This is a genomic window from Arcicella aurantiaca, assembly GCF_003148625.1.
Taxonomy (GTDB): Bacteria; Bacteroidota; Bacteroidia; order Cytophagales; family Spirosomataceae; genus Arcicella; species Arcicella aurantiaca.
Genome location: NZ_QGGO01000011.1, coordinates 158186 through 174584 on the forward strand (window position 1 = coordinate 158186; position 16399 = coordinate 174584).

Below are 16399 nucleotides of genomic sequence, written 5' to 3' on the forward strand. Positions count from 1 at the left end.
ATTTAATACAAATTTAAAAACTTTAATTGATGAATGTTTGACATTTATCCAGTAAACGTGATAAAAAAGGGTTTTATTTTTTTATTTTTTGTTCTAACTAATCAAGTTTGGGGACAAACGGACTGTCAAACAGCCTTTCCTTATACTCGTTCAACAAAAAATGGAGTCGTCAATTGGCAACAATTTCCTGAATTTTCTCTACCTTTTAAAGTGGTTTATAATGGGCCAAGATTTGGAGATTCATTACAATTACCCCTAAAACATGGTTTTTCACATTTGGCAAATTTTAATCGCCACGATGGAAACTTACCTGTAAAAAATAGAGCAATTTTATGGGGCGGAGTTGCCAGTTTAGTAGGTCAACCATGGTACGAAATTGAAAGTCCTTGGGCGAATGATTTAGGAAAATACCAAGAAAAATGGAATGCTGAAATGCGTGCAATGGCAGGAATGTTTACAGATACGCAAGGCAAGGCAATGCCTAATTTAGATATTTTACTCTTGGATGTAGAAAGGGAAATTCCAACAGATGCGGCTATTCGTTTTTTGAAAGCAGATACAACTTTGCCAGCCAAATATCGGAAATTATCAGATATTGATTTTACAGAACGTTATAAAATTGATTTAGGAAAATTGTATGCTGAGCCAATTAAGTATTTGAAAGCAAATGGAATACCTACCACTACTAATTTCGCTTCATATTCTGATGCACCTGTGAAAAATTCTGAATTTCCACTTAATTACACTTGGCAAGAATGGCAAACTTCTGACAAGGTTTTAAATTATTATATGGTGGATTCTGTCAGCAAAAAAGTAGGAGGGGAGTTTTATAAACAAAATACTTTTTTAGCACCTTCTGCCTATTTTTGTTATGAATACAGTTTGCTAAAAGAATATCCAAATATTGCTTATCAACTGTTTCAAATTGAGGCAAATGTGGCAAGAAGCGAAAAAGAAATTATGCTTTTTCAATGGCTTACTTACAATAAATGCCAAGCTAATTCTACTTATCGTTATAACACAAATATCAAAGATTATTTAATTGAAGCTCAGGCTATTTTTCCTTTTTTCTCAGGTGCAAAAGGTGTTTGGCTTTGGGAGAATCCAATTACGCCCGACTCGCTCAATTATTCATCTTATGAAACTTATGTAAATTCATTGTATCGTCTTTCTCAGTTCAAAGATTTCTTTATTGGCAATCACCGTTTAGTTATTCCAAAATCGGCATATCAGCATTTTCAAGACCGTGACCCTGTTTGGCGTGGCGTTGTGAAAGGAAATGAGATTCTCATTGCTGCTATCAACGAATTTGCCAATGATAATGAAACCACAGATTTATTAGTGAGTTATGGCGGATGGTCGCAAAAAATTCAATTGAAAGGGAAGCAAACGTTTTTGTGCAAATTCCCTTTGCCCGACTTACAAACCAATTATTTACTCTATCCAAATCCTTCAAGAGGAACTTTTATATTTGAATTTTTTGGGGATAATTTCTTGACAGGAAACTTGAAAATTGTAGATATTTTTGGAAGAGAAGTATTAAATCAAAATTTGACAGGAAATAGCAGAAAACAATCGTTTGATTTGAAATTGACTTCTGGAAGCTATTTTTTAAATTATGTGGAGGGCGAAAAAGTTATTATGAAGAAGATTATTATTGAGTAGTTAGAAAAACCTTCCCGAAAGTTCTAAAACTTTCGGGAAGGTAAATTAAGTGATTTTTCAATTAATCCTTATTTCTTTTTTCGTAAGAACGACCATACTTTTTCTTCATTTCTGCGGCATGGTTTCTTCTTACATTTACTTTCTTATTTTTTTCTGATTTTTCATGGAATGCCTCACCCGCACCTTCTCTTTTTGCTTGTTTTACTTCAATGGCTTTTGTGTAAACCTTTGGAATTTCCTCAATGAGCGTTCTTGTTGAAATCTCTAAATTTTCTGGAAGTTCCAAAGTTGGGACTTCATAATTCATGAGTTTTTCAATTTCTGCTAAATATTCCATTTCACGTTCAATGACAAACGAGATTGCAATACCTTTACGTTCTGCTCTACCAGTACGACCAATTCGGTGAACGTAGTTTTCGGGAGCATTCGGTAAATCAAAATTGATAACGTGAGTCACTTCCGAAACATCTAAACCACGAGCGATAACGTCAGTAGCAATTAAAAATCTAATTTTACCTTCTTGAAAATCATTTACAGAGGCAAATCTATGATTTTGAGCTTTATTTGAGTGAATTACGCTCATTGAGTCTGCAAATTCTTCGCTCAATTCTTCAAAAACAAGGTCAGCTAAATGTTTGGTAGAAACAAAAACCAAGACTTTACTCATGTCTGGATTTTCGTTTAAGAGTAATTTTAAGAAATTAATTTTCGTGAAAAAATTAGGAACAGGATAATATGATTGAGAAATATTATCTAAAGGAGTTCCAACAGGAGTGGCTTCAATTCTTAATAAATCATTGAAATAATCATCAATTAGAATTTCTACTTCTTGATTTAAAGTTGCCGAAAACATCAAATTTTGACGTTTTTGAGGTAAACGGTCGAAAATATTTTTTAATTGAGCCCTAAAACCCAAATTAAGCATCTCATCAAATTCGTCGATGACTAACTTTTTAATTCCTTTTGGTTTTAAAACGCCCGTTGCTAATAAATCAACAATTCTTCCCGGTGTTCCGACTAACATATCTAAACCTTGTGCAACTTCTGCCGCTTGTGGTCTTAGATTAACGCCTCCATATACACCCACAACGGTCAAACTCAAATATTTACTCAATTTTTGCACTTCTTCAACCACTTGAATAACCAATTCACGAGTTGGAACAATTATCAGAAACTGAGGATTTTTTTCTTTTGAAAACTTAAATTGACGAAGACATGGTAACAAATAAGCAAATGTTTTACCTGTTCCCGTTTGGGCAATACCACAAACATCTCTACCTGACATTACGGCAGAAAATACCTTTTCTTGAATAGGCGTTGGCGATGAAATGCCAAGGTCTTCAAGAGCGTTCAGAAGTTGTTTGTTGAGATTTAATTCGTTGAAAGTCATAACTTTTGTAATAATTTTGACACAAAGGTACGGCTAAAGATTAGGAAAGATAAATCGTGAGGCAGATATTTGATTTTTTGCAATAAAAGACCACCAAAAGCATATATTCATTTTGAAAATTTATGAAAAGACGATTTTTACTTATAATTTCTCTCATTTTAATACACTTAGGTTGCCAAAAAACTAAACCTAAAGAAATTGATTCAGCTTTTTATTATTGGAAATCGAACTTTCAATTGCTTGAAAATGAAAAGAATACACTTTCTACTAATGGGGTAAAGAAACTGTACATCAAGTTTTTTGACATTTCGTGGAATAAAGCGAAAAGCAAATTTCAAATGGATGCTCCCATTCGTTTTGCTGAAAAATTACCTGATTCTTGTCAAATGATTCCTGTGGTTTTTATCACGAATCAAACCATGAAAAATTTGCCCAAAAATGAAGTTGATTCGTTAGCTCATTTTATTTTGGAAAAGATTTCAAAATTATCTCCTCAAAAATATAATGAACTACAAATTGATTGCGATTGGACGCTTTCCACAAAACAAAAGTATTTTTCTTTGTTAAATTCTCTCAAAAAATCAGGCTTACATTTATCCGCAACCATTCGTTTGCATCAGGTGAAATTTTATGAAAAAACTGGCATTCCACCCGTTGAACGTGGTATGTTGATGTGCTATAACATGAGCGATTGGCGAAGTCCGATTACGCTAAATTCTATTTATTCGCCAAAATTATTAACGCAATACACAGAAAGATTGCAAGAATATCCTTTGGCACTTGATGTAGTAATGCCCATTTTTCATTGGACGGTCGTTTTTAGAAATAACCGTTTTATGTTTTTTGTGAATAACCTAAGTGCTGAAACTTTGCATAAAAATGAAAATTTTGAGCAAATGCTTAATAAACAGCAGTTTACTGTAAAATCAGATGCTCAATTTCAAAATATTTCCATTAGAAAAGGCGATGTTTTCAGATGTGAAGATGCTCAATTCGAAGATATTTTGAAGGGTTCACGAAACATTTTAGAAAAAATATCAAACCAAAAACTTACATTTGCTTTATATCATCTCGACTCCCAAAGTATTTCTTATTACTCAAATGAACAAATTAAAGAACTCCTTCACATTAACAAAACGCTCCGTTAAAATTTTGGCTATTTTTACACTACTTGCTTGTGGACCGGGCATGGTAGATGTAGATGAATTTATGAGTTTTTTCATGCCAGAAAGCTCAAATGCTTCGGCACAAAATCAAAAATATAACTATACAAGTAATTTCTTTTATGGTGAAAATGAGTTTGAAAGTAATGAAGATACCGTTGACCACTGCCGAAATGAAAATATATTAGCTTGGCAAAAATACTGCAATAACAAAGTTGCAGGAAATGAAATTGCAAAAGGTATTTATGGGAAATTTGGAAGTTCAGCCTTACAAAAATATCTAACTCAAAGTAAAAATGAGTTAGCCAAAAATTATATTGCTTTAGCCAAAGAAATTGACTCAGATTTTGAAAAAACGGTCAATTCTTATGAAGGAGAAGAAAATAAATATGTTTCAAAAGCTGATGTTTTAGAGCAAAAAGCTTTAGCGTTATTGAATGTGGCGAAACAAAATAAGGATAGTTTTATTGAGGAACGTATTGCTTTTCAGTTAGTTAAGTTTTCGGCAGTTAAGAAAAACTATGAAGAAGCGGTGAGCAGATACGAAAAACTGATTTTGCCAATTAAACAAAAAAGTTTCATTTCAGATTGGGCATTGATGCGTAAAGCGGAGGCAGAAACGAGTTTGGGAAATAAAGCGGAGGCATATTATGATTTCGCACAAGTTTTTGACCGTAGCGAGTCGCACCGAAACCAAGCAGATGTAGTTGTTCGTGCGAGAATTGACAGTTTAGTAATTGATGATTCAGTTTTGAAATTCTGTAAAAATGACCATGAAAAAGCCGCAGTTTATGCTTTTGCGGGCATAAAACCTACGACTGATGCTTTACCAATGTTAGAGAAAATGGTAGAAATTGAACCGCAAAATCCGATGTTGGAATTAATTATGGCTCGTGAAATAAATAAAAATGAAGCCTATTATTATCGTCAAATAGATTGGGAATATGTGGAAGATTCAACTGAAACTAAAAAGAAACAGCAAATTGCGAGTGATTATTGGTCGAAATTGAAAGATTTTTCTGTTAAAACTGCTGAGAACCAAAAAGTTGCTAAAACTGGATTTTGGCAAATTGCGTCTGCTTACATGGAATATATTGAAGGTGATTTGGCAAAATCAGAAGAGTTTTTAAATCAGGCGAAAGCAATTAATTCTCAAAATCAAGGCTTGAAAAATCAGATTCTCATTCAAGATTTATTATTGACGAGCAAGAAAACTAAAGAAATTACGCCAGAAGTTGAAATGGCATATTTGTCCATTTTAGAGCAAATTGGGAAGCCTAAAGGTTTTAGAATGAGTAATGCCGTTTTGGAATCTTGTAATATGTTGGCTTCCAAATATCGTGGTGTTCAGCCTGTTTCGGATAAAGAAACGAAAGGTGGTTTTCTTTCAAGTTGTTCTGGCAAAAAATCAAGTGAAAATGTGCCTGTTTCTGTGCCAAATGCTATTGCAAAGGCTTATTTATTGACCATGCTTACAACATATCAAGCTGGAAGTGGGGAAGAATACGGTGGCTATATGTCGCAAAAAGATATGTTTCCAATTGAAGATACGACTTCATTAGCAACGATTAAAAAGTTGGTTCAATATGTTGCAGAACCCAATAAATCAGATTTTGATAAGCGTTTACAAAAATTAGTTGGTTTCGATAATGACCATTTGTACACGCTGATGGGCAGACGTGCCATGGACGAACACAATTATGCAAAAGCAGCGGAGGCTTTCGGGAAAGTGAATCCTAAAATATGGAAAGACGATGTTTGGACGTCTATGTTTAATGAAGACCCATTTTACATTTCTCCAAAATATGGAGATGAAAAGCCAAATACCAATTACACGCCTGTTTCTTTCGCTCAAAAAATGGCTGAATTGGAAGCTAAGTTAAAAGCAAATCCCAATGATGCAGAAAGTGCTTATTTATTAGGTTGTGGAGCATTTAATACTTCCACACACGGAAATGCTTGGATTTTAAGACGACACGGCTGGAGTGCCTCAGAAGTTAATTCTTACGATAAAAAGGAATATAATTTTGATTATTATCAGGCAACTAAAGCCAAAGAATATTTTGAGAAGGGAATGAAATCCACTAATCCAGAAATTGCAGCGAAGTCTTGTTACGGAGCTGCACTTTGTGAAAGAGTTGCTTTTGATGTTTTTGTGGCAAGCCAAGATACAAGCAACGAAATGGATATGAACAAATTTACTGAGCGAATGAATAAGGAGAGAATTGCTAAATTTTCAATCTATTTTCAGTTGCTCAAAACTAAATATCAAAATACGGCTTACCAAAAACAAGTTTTAGAAGAATGTGGAGACTATTCTGCTTTTGCGGGAGAGTAAAAAGGTTTGTCAGGCTTTACTAAAAAATATAGATTCGTCAACTTTATTACAAAAAGTTGACGAATCTATTAGTTTATACGACTTTTAGTCTTCTAAATAACCAAATTTTCCTTCATTAAAATCATTGAATGCGTCCATTAATTCTGCTCTGGTATTCATTACAAATGGTCCATGTGCGGCAATTGGCTCATCAATTGGTTCGCCACTCAAAATTAATACGACTGAATCTTCTTTCGCTTCTACGAAAAATTCTTCTCCTATGTTTTCAAACAAAACAAAATTATCAGTTGGCACCACCTTGCTATCATTTACCAAAATACTTCCTTCAATGACTAACAAACAAGTGTTAAAATTTGCAGGAAATGAAAAATCAGTTTTTGCTCCAGATTTAAGTTTTGCATTAAGCATATTTATCGGCGTAAAAGTTGATGCCGTACCTCCCACATTTTTATATTGCCCTGCAATTACTTCAATTTCTCCGTCCTCATTTTCTAATTGATAACGCTTAATTTCACTGTTTTTTATAGCTTGGTATTTAGGTTTCGACATTTTGTCTTTCGCAGGTAAATTTACCCAAAGCTGAACCATTTGAAATTCTCCACCCGTTTTACTGAAATTTTCTTCGTGATATTCTTTGTGTAAAACGCCCGAAGCCGCCGTCATCCATTGAATATCGCCTTCACCAATGATTCCACCGCCACCGCTACTGTCGTGGTGAGCTACTTTTCCTTTGTAAGCAATGGTTACCGTTTCAAAGCCACGATGTGGGTGAACGCCAACGCCTTTGGGTTCTTTACTCGGTGGAAAATAAAACTTTGAATTATAATCCATCATAATAAAAGGACTCATGCGTTGCATACTCAAACCTCTTACACTTGGAATAAAATTATGTACTCTGAATCCGTCACCCACAAAATGTGGTGTTTGTGGCGTTAAAACTGCTTCTACTTTTTTAGTTGCCATGAAGGTAGCACAGGTTTCTAACCTGTTATTTTATTTTGTAGCACAGGTTTCCAACCTGTGATTATTGTTTATTTTCAGACAGGTTGGAAACCTGTCCTACTGCGGAATTATTTCAACCAAAATTTCTTGATTGGCTTTATCAAAATAGGTACAAGTCATTTTTTCTAAATCGACTATCCATTTTTCAATACCTGTTTCTGCACAATCTTTACAAAAGGTAAAATAGTCGGTTTCGCCTTTTTGGTGACTTTTAAGTTTTGAAGTAAATAATTCAGCATTACTATTTTCTGCGATTATTAAAGTCTCATATTGAGGTTCAGAAGTCGTTTGAAAATTATTATCTCCAAAATATTCGGTATGACTATCAAAAACCCAAGTTTCAAAACTTTTCACGCCCAAAAGGATAATTTCTTGAATGTACTTAGGGAAATCTGCTCCTGATTTTACTTTTGAATGAGCAAGTTCGATTTGTTCTACTGTAAACATAATTTGTTGTTTTTTGAAGTTAATAGCAATAAATACTAATTTTCACCTTTCTGGAAAGATTCACAAACATACCAATTTGTAAGTATATTTGCTATCTAATAATTGGGGATTATGGCTTAATTAATACATATTTTGCTTTAGATTAATTAGGTAGAATCCAAGAATATGTTTTATTACACCAATGCCAAATCCCTAAATCACAAATCCCAAAATCATGAATCGTTTAGCAAAAGAAACATCTCCATATTTATTACAACACGCTCAAAATCCTGTAGATTGGTTTCCTTGGGGAGAGGAGGCTTTGGCAAAAGCAAAAGCTGAAAATAAGCCTATTTTGGTGAGCATTGGTTATTCAGCTTGTCATTGGTGCCACGTAATGGAGCATGAAAGTTTTGAAAAAGAAGAAGTTGCGGAAGTGATGAACCGTCATTTTGTAAACATTAAAATTGACCGTGAAGAACGCCCTGATATTGACGCTATTTACATGGATGCCGTTCAAGCAATGGGTGTGCAAGGTGGTTGGCCCCTAAATGTGTTTTTAATGCCCGATGGAAAGCCGTTTTATGGAGGTACTTATTTCCCAAAACAAAATTGGATAAAACTTTTGGGAGCGATCAATAACGGTTTTACCAATAGTCAAGAAGAATTGCAAAAATCAGCGGAAGGTTTTACAGAAAATATGCTTTTTAGAGAAACTGATAGATACGGTTTAATCTTTGAAAATCAGGATTTTGTGCAGGCAGATTTGGATATGATGTACAAGAAATTATCCAATACTTTTGATGAAGAATGGGGCGGATTTCAAAGAAGTCCCAAATTTCCGATGCCTTCTATTTGGTTGTTTTTATTGCGTTATGCCAAAACTTCTCCCAAAGCACTCAATCATTTAAAATTCACGCTTGACAAAATCGCCATTGGTGGTATTTATGACCAATTGGGCGGTGGTTTTGCTCGCTATTCGGTTGATAGTGAGTGGTTTTGTCCCCATTTTGAGAAAATGCTTTATGATAATGGACAATTAGTCAGTTTATATTCAGAAGCTTATACGCTTACGCAAGAAGAACTTTACAAAGAAACTGTTTACGAAACAATTGGCTGGCTAAAAAGAGAAATGACCAGTCCAGAAGGCGGATTTTATTCTGCTTTAGATGCAGATTCGGAAGGAGTGGAGGGGAAATATTATGTTTGGTATAAAGCAGAAATTGACGAAATTTTAGGAGCAGATTCCAAAGAGTTTTGTAAAGATTATCAAGTAACAGAATACGGAAATTGGGAACATGGCGTAAATATTCTTTGGAAAAATGACACGATTTTAAACTCAAAATATCAAGAACAGATTGAGAAATTAAATCAAGAACGAAATAAAAGAATTCGACCTGGATTAGACGATAAAATCCTTTGCTCTTGGAATGGCTTGATGCTCAAAGGTTTGGTAGATGCTTATCGTGCTTTTGATGAACCTGAGTTTTTAGCATTAGCCTTGCAAAACGCACATTTTATAAAAGATAAATTCTTGAAAGACAGCGTTTTATCCCACAGTTACAAAAACGGAGAAACTAAAATAAAAGGCTTTTTAGAGGATTATGCAGCGGTGATTGACGCTTTTACAAGTTTATATCAAGCTACATTTGAGGAAAATTGGTTGCATTTGGCTGAAAAATTAACGGTTTATGCTTATCAAAATTTTTGGGACGAAGAAGACCAATTGTTTTATTTTACCGATAAAGATGCGGAGGTTTTAATTGCCCGTAAAAAAGAGATTTTTGATAATGTAATTCCGTGTTCAAATTCAATGATGGCTCGGAATCTTTATACTTTAGGTTTATTGTTAGACAGAGAAGATTTTAAAGATTTATCTAAATTGATGCTCTGTAAAATGAAAGACTTATTGCTCAAAAATGTAGATTATTTGACCAATTGGGCTTGTTTAGCAACACAAATGATAACGCCTACGGTAGAATTTGCCATTGTTGGAAATGATGCTGAGAGATTTAGAAAAGACATTGATAAAAGATATTTTCCCAATAAAGTTATATCAGGTACAACAACTCAAAGTGAATTACCTTTATTAGAAAACAGAATTGCAAAAGCCGACGAAACCTTGATTTTTGTCTGTTATAACAAAACCTGCCAATTACCTGTAAAATCGGTTGAGGAGGCACTTTTACAAATTCAATAGCTACATGGAATGACAAAATAAGAGTAATGATTTCTGACTTCTCGAAAGTTTTATGTTAAGTGCTTAAACTTTCGGGAAGTTCTTGCAAATTCTTGATTAGGAGTAAATTTTATTTCTAAAACCTAACACCTTACTACTAACACCTATTTTAATACATAAACTCAATTCCTTCAGATTCCTTTTTATCGGCATACAAAATAATTTCCTGCATTTTTCCATTTAGCATAAATCGGATTGCACTGGTATTTGCTCCTTCTTTTCCTGTATTGTGAGCAAAAACGGTCAAGACATTTTGTTGATTTGGAAGAAATTTGAGTATTAAAATCTTTGGTTTTTGCGTAAGGCTATGTTTTTCAATCAAATACTGACCATTAAAACATACCGAAACCACATCTCCATCTTCGTTTTCATGGTCGTAAAGTTGAATTTGTAGCTCATTTTCAGTAATTCGATAATGATGTTTTACCACAACTTTACGTTCCATTTCGCAGTAAATTTTATCTGCTTTCTTAATTTTTGAGGTGGCTTTTTGAAGTTGCATCAAAGGCAAATGATACGACATTTGAAAACCAATATAGGCTCCATTTTCAAGGATATTATTGGAAGCCGTTGGAACGTTATTATTGTAGCCCGTGAAAGTATTAGACACAAAACTTCCCGTCGGAATTCCTACACGAATACCCATGTCCAACGAACGCATATCGTCAGCACGTCGCCAGTAGGTTTTGCCAAGTTCAAGAAAAAATAGGAACGAATTTCTGTTTACAACTTCACTTTGAGTCTTGAACCCTTTGCCATTAAATACCCAATCTTCTTGATTTTCAGCAGATTTATCTAAGTAATTCATCGTTCTGATACCAAATTGGGCATAATTTCGTGCTTCGCCCCAACCTCTTCTGCCTAATGATTTTGACGTATAAGTGACACTTGCCGATAAGCCAGAATAACTAACGGTATTTTGCCAAATACTTGCCACTTTATTATTTAGAGAAAACTGATAATCGTTTCCGATAGAATAACTATGTGGAATACAAGCATAATAAACGCCCGCTTCTGTCCTTAAAATGCGGTCATTTTTAAGCAATTTGGAGATATTTAACCCCAAATCAAAAGAGCCAATTAAGCCAGATAATTCTGTTTTTCCTTGTCGGTTTACGCTTGAATTTATTGGAAATACAGTAAATGGAAAGGGAACGTAACTAAAAACACTCTGCTGAAATCCTGATGAAACAGTAGAATTTTGTGGCAATCCAAAAGTAAATAAAGTGCCAGAAGGGTGAATAGAAATGGTGCTAATACCTTGTTTATTAGATAATTGAGCGTTACAGTTTATAGTTAGCAGTAAACAGTTAGCAATGATGAATAGGTTAATAAACTTGTATGTAGATTGTCTAATTTTCATTCTAATTTTTTGTTTGATAGTAGTTTATAGCAAACCGAAACCGCATTGAATTTCAATTCAGAACACCTACTTCTTTAAGCCCATTCTCCATTACCTCTTAACCCGCTTTACTTAATTCTATCAGGGTTTTCATTCACGAAAGCTCCCCAACCTTTTTTTGTTCCTTTCATAGTTGCCATAATACTTGTACCGTGAAAATGATGACAAACCGCAATGCCCAGAGCATCGGTAGCATCAAACATTTTAGCATCTAATTTCATTTTTAAAAGCGTATCGAGCATGGAAGCAACTTGTTCTTTTGAGGCGTTTCCATTGCCTGTAACAGACTGTTTTACAGTTTTAGGCGAATACTCTACAATCGGAATATCACGTGACAAAGCCGCCGCCATTACCACTCCTTGAGCCCTCCCCAATTTCAACATCGACTGCACATTTACCCCAAAAAAAGGAGCTTCAATTGCCATTTCGTCAGGTAAAAATTCTTCAATAATACCAATAATACGCTCGTAAATTTTCTTTAATTTCATTCCTTGCGTTGTATATTTGCTTACATTAATGACTCCATATTGCAAGACTTTCATTGAATCACCTTGCGTTAATATCACACCATAACCCATAAAACGAGTACCTGGGTCAACTCCTAAAATTATTTTTTCTTTTATAACAGCCATAATGCAAAATACCCCAAAAACGCCTCCTAAAGCAAGTATTTTATCCGAAAAACTATTTATCCTTCTTAAATGGGGCGTTTTTGCTACAATATTTTTTGTCTTGTTTAGATTTTTAAAAGGTGAACGAGTAAACATTATTGAGCTTATACATGAATTTAGAAGGCTTACAATTGCTGAAAATTTCATGTATCTAATTACGGTTGTGCTACTTATCTTTTTTAATTGGGGTTTTGAGGCAAAAAAATGGCAAATTTTGGTACGAAAAATTGAGAATATTTCTTTCATAGACGCTTACCAATCTGTTTTGGTTGGTTTGTCCTTAGGATTTATCTCGCCTGCAAATTTGGGTGATTTTGCAGGTAGATTAATGAAGTTGAAAAGTAAAAATCGTTCTGAAGGAATTGGTTTAGTTTTGTTAGGAAATGGGATTCAATTTTATGTTTCAATTCTTTTTGGGGCAATTGCTTATGTGGTGGTTTTATCGACAAAAGATTCAAAAATTGACCAAATAATTTTTATCGGAGTAATTTTAACGCTGATATTAGGTGTGATGGTTTTTACTTTTCGAGGAAAAATAACAGCGTTTTTTACAAATTTTCAAATGGTTAAAAAGTATGAAAATCATTTGAAAGCTCTTTCAGAATTTGATTTAGCAGATTTTAAGGACATTTTTCTTTGGGCAGTTTTACGTTACCTTACCTTTTCGTTACAATTTGTACTTGTCCTAATTGTTTTTCAAGTACCACTACCGTTTTTGCAATTATGGGCAATTTCATGTTTAGTTTTGCTCTTCAAAACCATAATTCCGCCCATAAACTTTGTGACAGATTTGGGGGTAAGAGAATTTTCAGCTTTGCATTTCTTTAATTTATATTCAGTAAATAATACATCAGTGTTTACTGCTACATTTTTTCTGTGGCTGTTAAATATACTTTTTCCTGTAATAATTGGCGGTTTTTTATTCTTGAAATCTAAACTGTAACTCATAAAACGATGTCTTTTTTCTTGATTATCAATATTTTATACGCATTATTTAACCTTGTTTTGATTATGACTTGGTTAAAAATGCGACGAGAAAAACAAGAAGAAACGAGTCAGAGAAATACAAAATTAACCGTCATTATTCCTGTAAGAAATGAAGAAGATAATATCGTAAAACTTTTGCAAGACCTTGATAGTCAGAATTATCCATTTGAGAATTTTGAAGTAATAATTGCCAATGATGGTTCTACCGACCAAACCGAATCATTCGTTTTAGCTTTTCAAGAAAACGCTAAATTTAATTTGAAACTGCTTAATATTCTGGACGATAAGAGTTCCTCTCCCAAAAAACGAGCTATTAAAAAAAGCATTGAAATATCTTCGGGCGAATTGATTATTACCACCGATGGAGATTGTCGAGTTTTCCCTAATTGGTTGGTATCTATTGAACAAATTTTTAAAACTACAAACGCCAAATTGGTCAGTTCTCCTGTCTCTTTCATAAATGAGCATAAATTTTGGAATACTGCACAAATTATAGAGTTTGCCAGTCTGATTGGTTCTGGAGCGTGTGCTATGTACCTAAAAAAGCCCAATATGTGTAATGGAGCTAATATTGCTTATACACGAGAGGTTTTTGAAGAAGTGGGAGGATTTGCTGGAAATGAGCATTTAGCTTCGGGTGATGATGAATTTTTGATGCACAAAATTGCTGAAAAATATCCCGAAAAGGTTGTTTTTAATGCAGATAAAAATGCAATTGTATTAACAAATACTCAAGCCGATTGGCAACATTTTTATCAACAAAGACGAAGATGGGCAAGCAAATGGAAATATTATAAAGATTGGAAAGTTTCGGCATTAGCAATCTTCATTTTTGTTGTAAATTTGGGTGTTATTTGGAGTTTTATCACTTTAAATTATACTAATTTATTTCTAAAGTTAGTATTTGAATTTGCTTTTTTATCTTTGATAATCAGGTTTTTAGGTCACAAAGATAAAATTAAATATATTCTAATTGTTCAAATTTTATATCCGTTTTATGTGGTCTTTTTTGGCTTAATTGCCCAAGGAAAAGGCTACACTTGGAAAGGTCGAAAGTTGTCGTAAAATATGATTATTCACAAAACAAATTTCTTAATGCGGGCTTTATATCCTGATTTTCTTTGGCGAATTCCTACCAAAGAAAAAGAGATTTATTTGACATTTGATGATGGTCCAATTCCAGAAATTACTGAATTTGTTTTAGAAGAATTAGCAAAATTTAACGCAAAAGCGACTTTTTTTTGTATTGGAGATAATATCGCAAAACATCAAAATGTATTCCAACAAGTTGTAAATCAGGGTCATACAATCGGGAATCATACTTTTAACCACCTAAAAGGTTGGAATACGGAAAATGGTGAATACTTAAAAAATTTTGATTTATGTCAAGTTGAAATTGACAAGAACGAAATACAAAATAGACGACTTTTTCGTCCTCCGTATGGGAGAATTAAACGAAATCAAGCAAAAGAAATACTGAAAACTCACGAAATTGTGATGTGGGATGTTCTCACGGCAGATTATGACCAAAATATTACACAAGAACAGGTTTTGAAGAAAACTTTACAGCATACAGAACAAGGCTCAATTGTATTATTTCATGATAGTATAAAGGCAAGTAGAAATATGAAATATGTTTTGCCACGAGTTTTAGAACATTTTTCTGAACGAGATTTTGTCTTTAAAAAATTATAGTATTTATATAAAAACCTATTTTTTAAACCTGCTTAAACTTACGTATGAATTACCCAAAAATAACAATATGGATTGCCGCTCGAAACGAAGAAGATAATATCATTAATTGTCTCCAATCAATTGAGCGTCTCGATTATCCAAAAGATTGTTTGCAGGTTTTAATTGGAAATGATAATTCAGATGATAACACAAAATGGTTTGTTGTTGATTTTATAAAAAATAAGAGATATTTTCAATTGGTTGATATTCAAAAGGTTATTAATAGTCAAAGAGGGAAGGCAAACGTTTTGGCAAATCTTTATGAACATTCCACAGGGGAATATTTCTTAATTTGTGATGCTGATGTTACCGTAAATCCAAATTGGGTAAAAGGTATGATTGCTAATTTTGAAAAAGATGCTCATGTGGGGCATCAAGTTGGAATTACTTCCATTCGAGGGAAAAAAATATGGCATCAATTTCAGTCAATTGACTGGCTTCATGCCCTTACTTTATTAAAAATTGCTGCTGATTTAAAAATTCCATTAACAGGTTTAGGCAATAATTCCGCCATTACCCGCAAAGCTTATGAAAGTACGGGTGGTTATGCAAAAATTCCTTTTTCTATAACTGAAGATTTTGCATTATTTCATGAAGTTGTGAAGAAAGGATTTGGTTTTAAAAATACGATAAATCAAGAAGTATTTAATCAAACTTTACCAATGTTTAATCTTCGAGAGTTTTTGCATCAACGTAAAAGATGGATGGTCGGAGCTTTACAATGTCCTTGGTGGGTGGTTGGTTTACTGTTTTTTCAAGCACTTTTTCTGCCTATTTTATTGATAATCGGACTAACTTTTTCTTGGAAAATCGCTGGAATTTTATGGTTTTTAAAATGGCTAAATCAAACGATTACCGTTTTGCCAACCATTATTAAATTGAAAGAATATCACCTTATAAAACACCTTTTACTGTACGAATTTTACGCAAATTGGTGGCAAATAACGATGATTTTTTTCTATTATTCACCCGTAAAAGTAGATTGGAAAGGGAGGGTTTATTAGGTAGATTATAGAGAATAGATTATAGAGGATAGATGTTAGATTATAGAGAATAGATTATAGAGAATAGATGTTAGATTATAGAGAATAGAGGATAGATGTTAGATTATAGAGAATAGAGAATAGAGAATAGAGGATAGATGTTAGATTATAGAGAATAGAGAATAGAGAATAGAGGATAGATGTTAGATTATAGAGAATAGAGGATAGATTTCATTCAAGTCCGTCAAAAAAAAAATGAAATATTAGCTTTGAATTGGAACTATCAATATGAATTAAGCATTGCCTCTAATCTCTAATCTCTAATCTCTAATCTCTAATCTCTAATCTCTAATCTCTAATCTCTAATCTCTAATCTCTAATCTCTAATCTCTAATCTCT

The 16399-nt window shown here is 33.4% G+C and carries 13 protein-coding genes; 8 read left to right on the forward strand and 5 right to left on the reverse strand.

Annotated features, from left to right (window positions below):
* The first annotated feature begins 33 nt into the window (after nt 1-33).
* Nucleotides 34-1665 carry a T9SS type A sorting domain-containing protein gene (locus LV89_RS12205; RefSeq protein ID WP_109743175.1) on the forward strand — a complete coding sequence of 544 codons (1632 nt, stop codon included), beginning with the start codon at nt 34-36 and terminating at the stop codon, nt 1663-1665.
* Nucleotides 1666-1726: 61 nt separating this feature from the next.
* Here the strand turns inward: LV89_RS12205 and LV89_RS12210 are convergent, their stop codons facing one another.
* Nucleotides 1727-3055 carry a DEAD/DEAH box helicase gene (locus tag LV89_RS12210; protein ID WP_109743176.1) on the reverse strand — a complete coding sequence of 443 codons (1329 nt, stop codon included), beginning with the start codon at nt 3053-3055 and terminating at the stop codon, nt 1727-1729.
* A 122-nt stretch (nt 3056-3177) separates the two neighbouring features.
* Between LV89_RS12210 and LV89_RS12215 the strand changes: the two genes are divergently transcribed.
* Complete coding sequence (locus LV89_RS12215; RefSeq protein WP_109743177.1) at nt 3178-4203, forward strand: hypothetical protein; 1026 nt, start codon at nt 3178-3180, stop codon at nt 4201-4203.
* Nucleotides 4204-4207: 4 nt separating this feature from the next.
* Entirely contained in the window at nt 4208-6556 is a 2349-nt protein-coding gene (locus LV89_RS12220) for a tetratricopeptide repeat protein (protein ID WP_146199151.1), read from the forward strand.
* Nucleotides 6557-6640: 84 nt separating this feature from the next.
* Here LV89_RS12220 and LV89_RS12225 read toward each other — a convergent pair whose 3' ends face one another.
* Together LV89_RS12225 and LV89_RS12230 are read right to left on the reverse strand one after the other, a co-directional pair.
* Complete coding sequence (locus LV89_RS12225) at nt 6641-7519, reverse strand: pirin family protein (protein ID WP_109743179.1); 879 nt, start codon at nt 7517-7519, stop codon at nt 6641-6643.
* 96 nt (nt 7520-7615) lie between these two features.
* Entirely contained in the window at nt 7616-8005 is a 390-nt protein-coding gene (locus LV89_RS12230) for a DUF1398 domain-containing protein (protein ID WP_109743180.1), read from the reverse strand.
* Nucleotides 8006-8219: 214 nt separating this feature from the next.
* Between LV89_RS12230 and LV89_RS12235 the strand changes: the two genes are divergently transcribed.
* Nucleotides 8220-10184 (forward strand): thioredoxin domain-containing protein, encoded by a 1965-nt coding sequence (locus tag LV89_RS12235; RefSeq protein WP_109743181.1) that lies wholly within the window; start codon nt 8220-8222, stop codon nt 10182-10184.
* Nucleotides 10185-10332: 148 nt separating this feature from the next.
* Here LV89_RS12235 and LV89_RS12240 read toward each other — a convergent pair whose 3' ends face one another.
* Together LV89_RS12240 and ruvC are read right to left on the reverse strand one after the other, a co-directional pair.
* Nucleotides 10333-11586 carry a hypothetical protein gene (locus tag LV89_RS12240; protein ID WP_146199152.1) on the reverse strand — a complete coding sequence of 418 codons (1254 nt, stop codon included), beginning with the start codon at nt 11584-11586 and terminating at the stop codon, nt 10333-10335.
* 107 nt (nt 11587-11693) lie between these two features.
* Entirely contained in the window at nt 11694-12257 is a 564-nt protein-coding gene (gene ruvC / locus LV89_RS12245) for a crossover junction endodeoxyribonuclease RuvC (protein WP_109743183.1), read from the reverse strand.
* A gap of 1 nt (nt 12258) precedes the next feature.
* On the opposite strand from ruvC, the gene LV89_RS12250 reads away from it, so the two are divergent.
* The 4 genes from LV89_RS12250 to LV89_RS12265 are packed head-to-tail and all read left to right on the forward strand — an operon-like array spanning nt 12259 to nt 16021.
* Nucleotides 12259-13239: a lysylphosphatidylglycerol synthase domain-containing protein gene (locus tag LV89_RS12250; protein WP_109743184.1), complete on the forward strand. Its 981-nt coding sequence runs from the start codon at nt 12259-12261 to the stop codon at nt 13237-13239.
* Between the two features lie 11 nt (nt 13240-13250).
* The gene (locus LV89_RS12255) at nt 13251-14348 is read left to right on the forward strand and encodes a glycosyltransferase family 2 protein (protein WP_109743185.1); all 1098 of its coding nucleotides are present in this window, start codon (nt 13251-13253) and stop codon (nt 14346-14348) included.
* Between the two features lie 3 nt (nt 14349-14351).
* Complete coding sequence (locus tag LV89_RS12260; RefSeq protein ID WP_109743186.1) at nt 14352-14978, forward strand: polysaccharide deacetylase family protein; 627 nt, start codon at nt 14352-14354, stop codon at nt 14976-14978.
* Between the two features lie 44 nt (nt 14979-15022).
* Entirely contained in the window at nt 15023-16021 is a 999-nt protein-coding gene (locus tag LV89_RS12265) for a glycosyltransferase (protein ID WP_109743187.1), read from the forward strand.
* Nucleotides 16022-16399 lie beyond the last annotated feature (378 nt).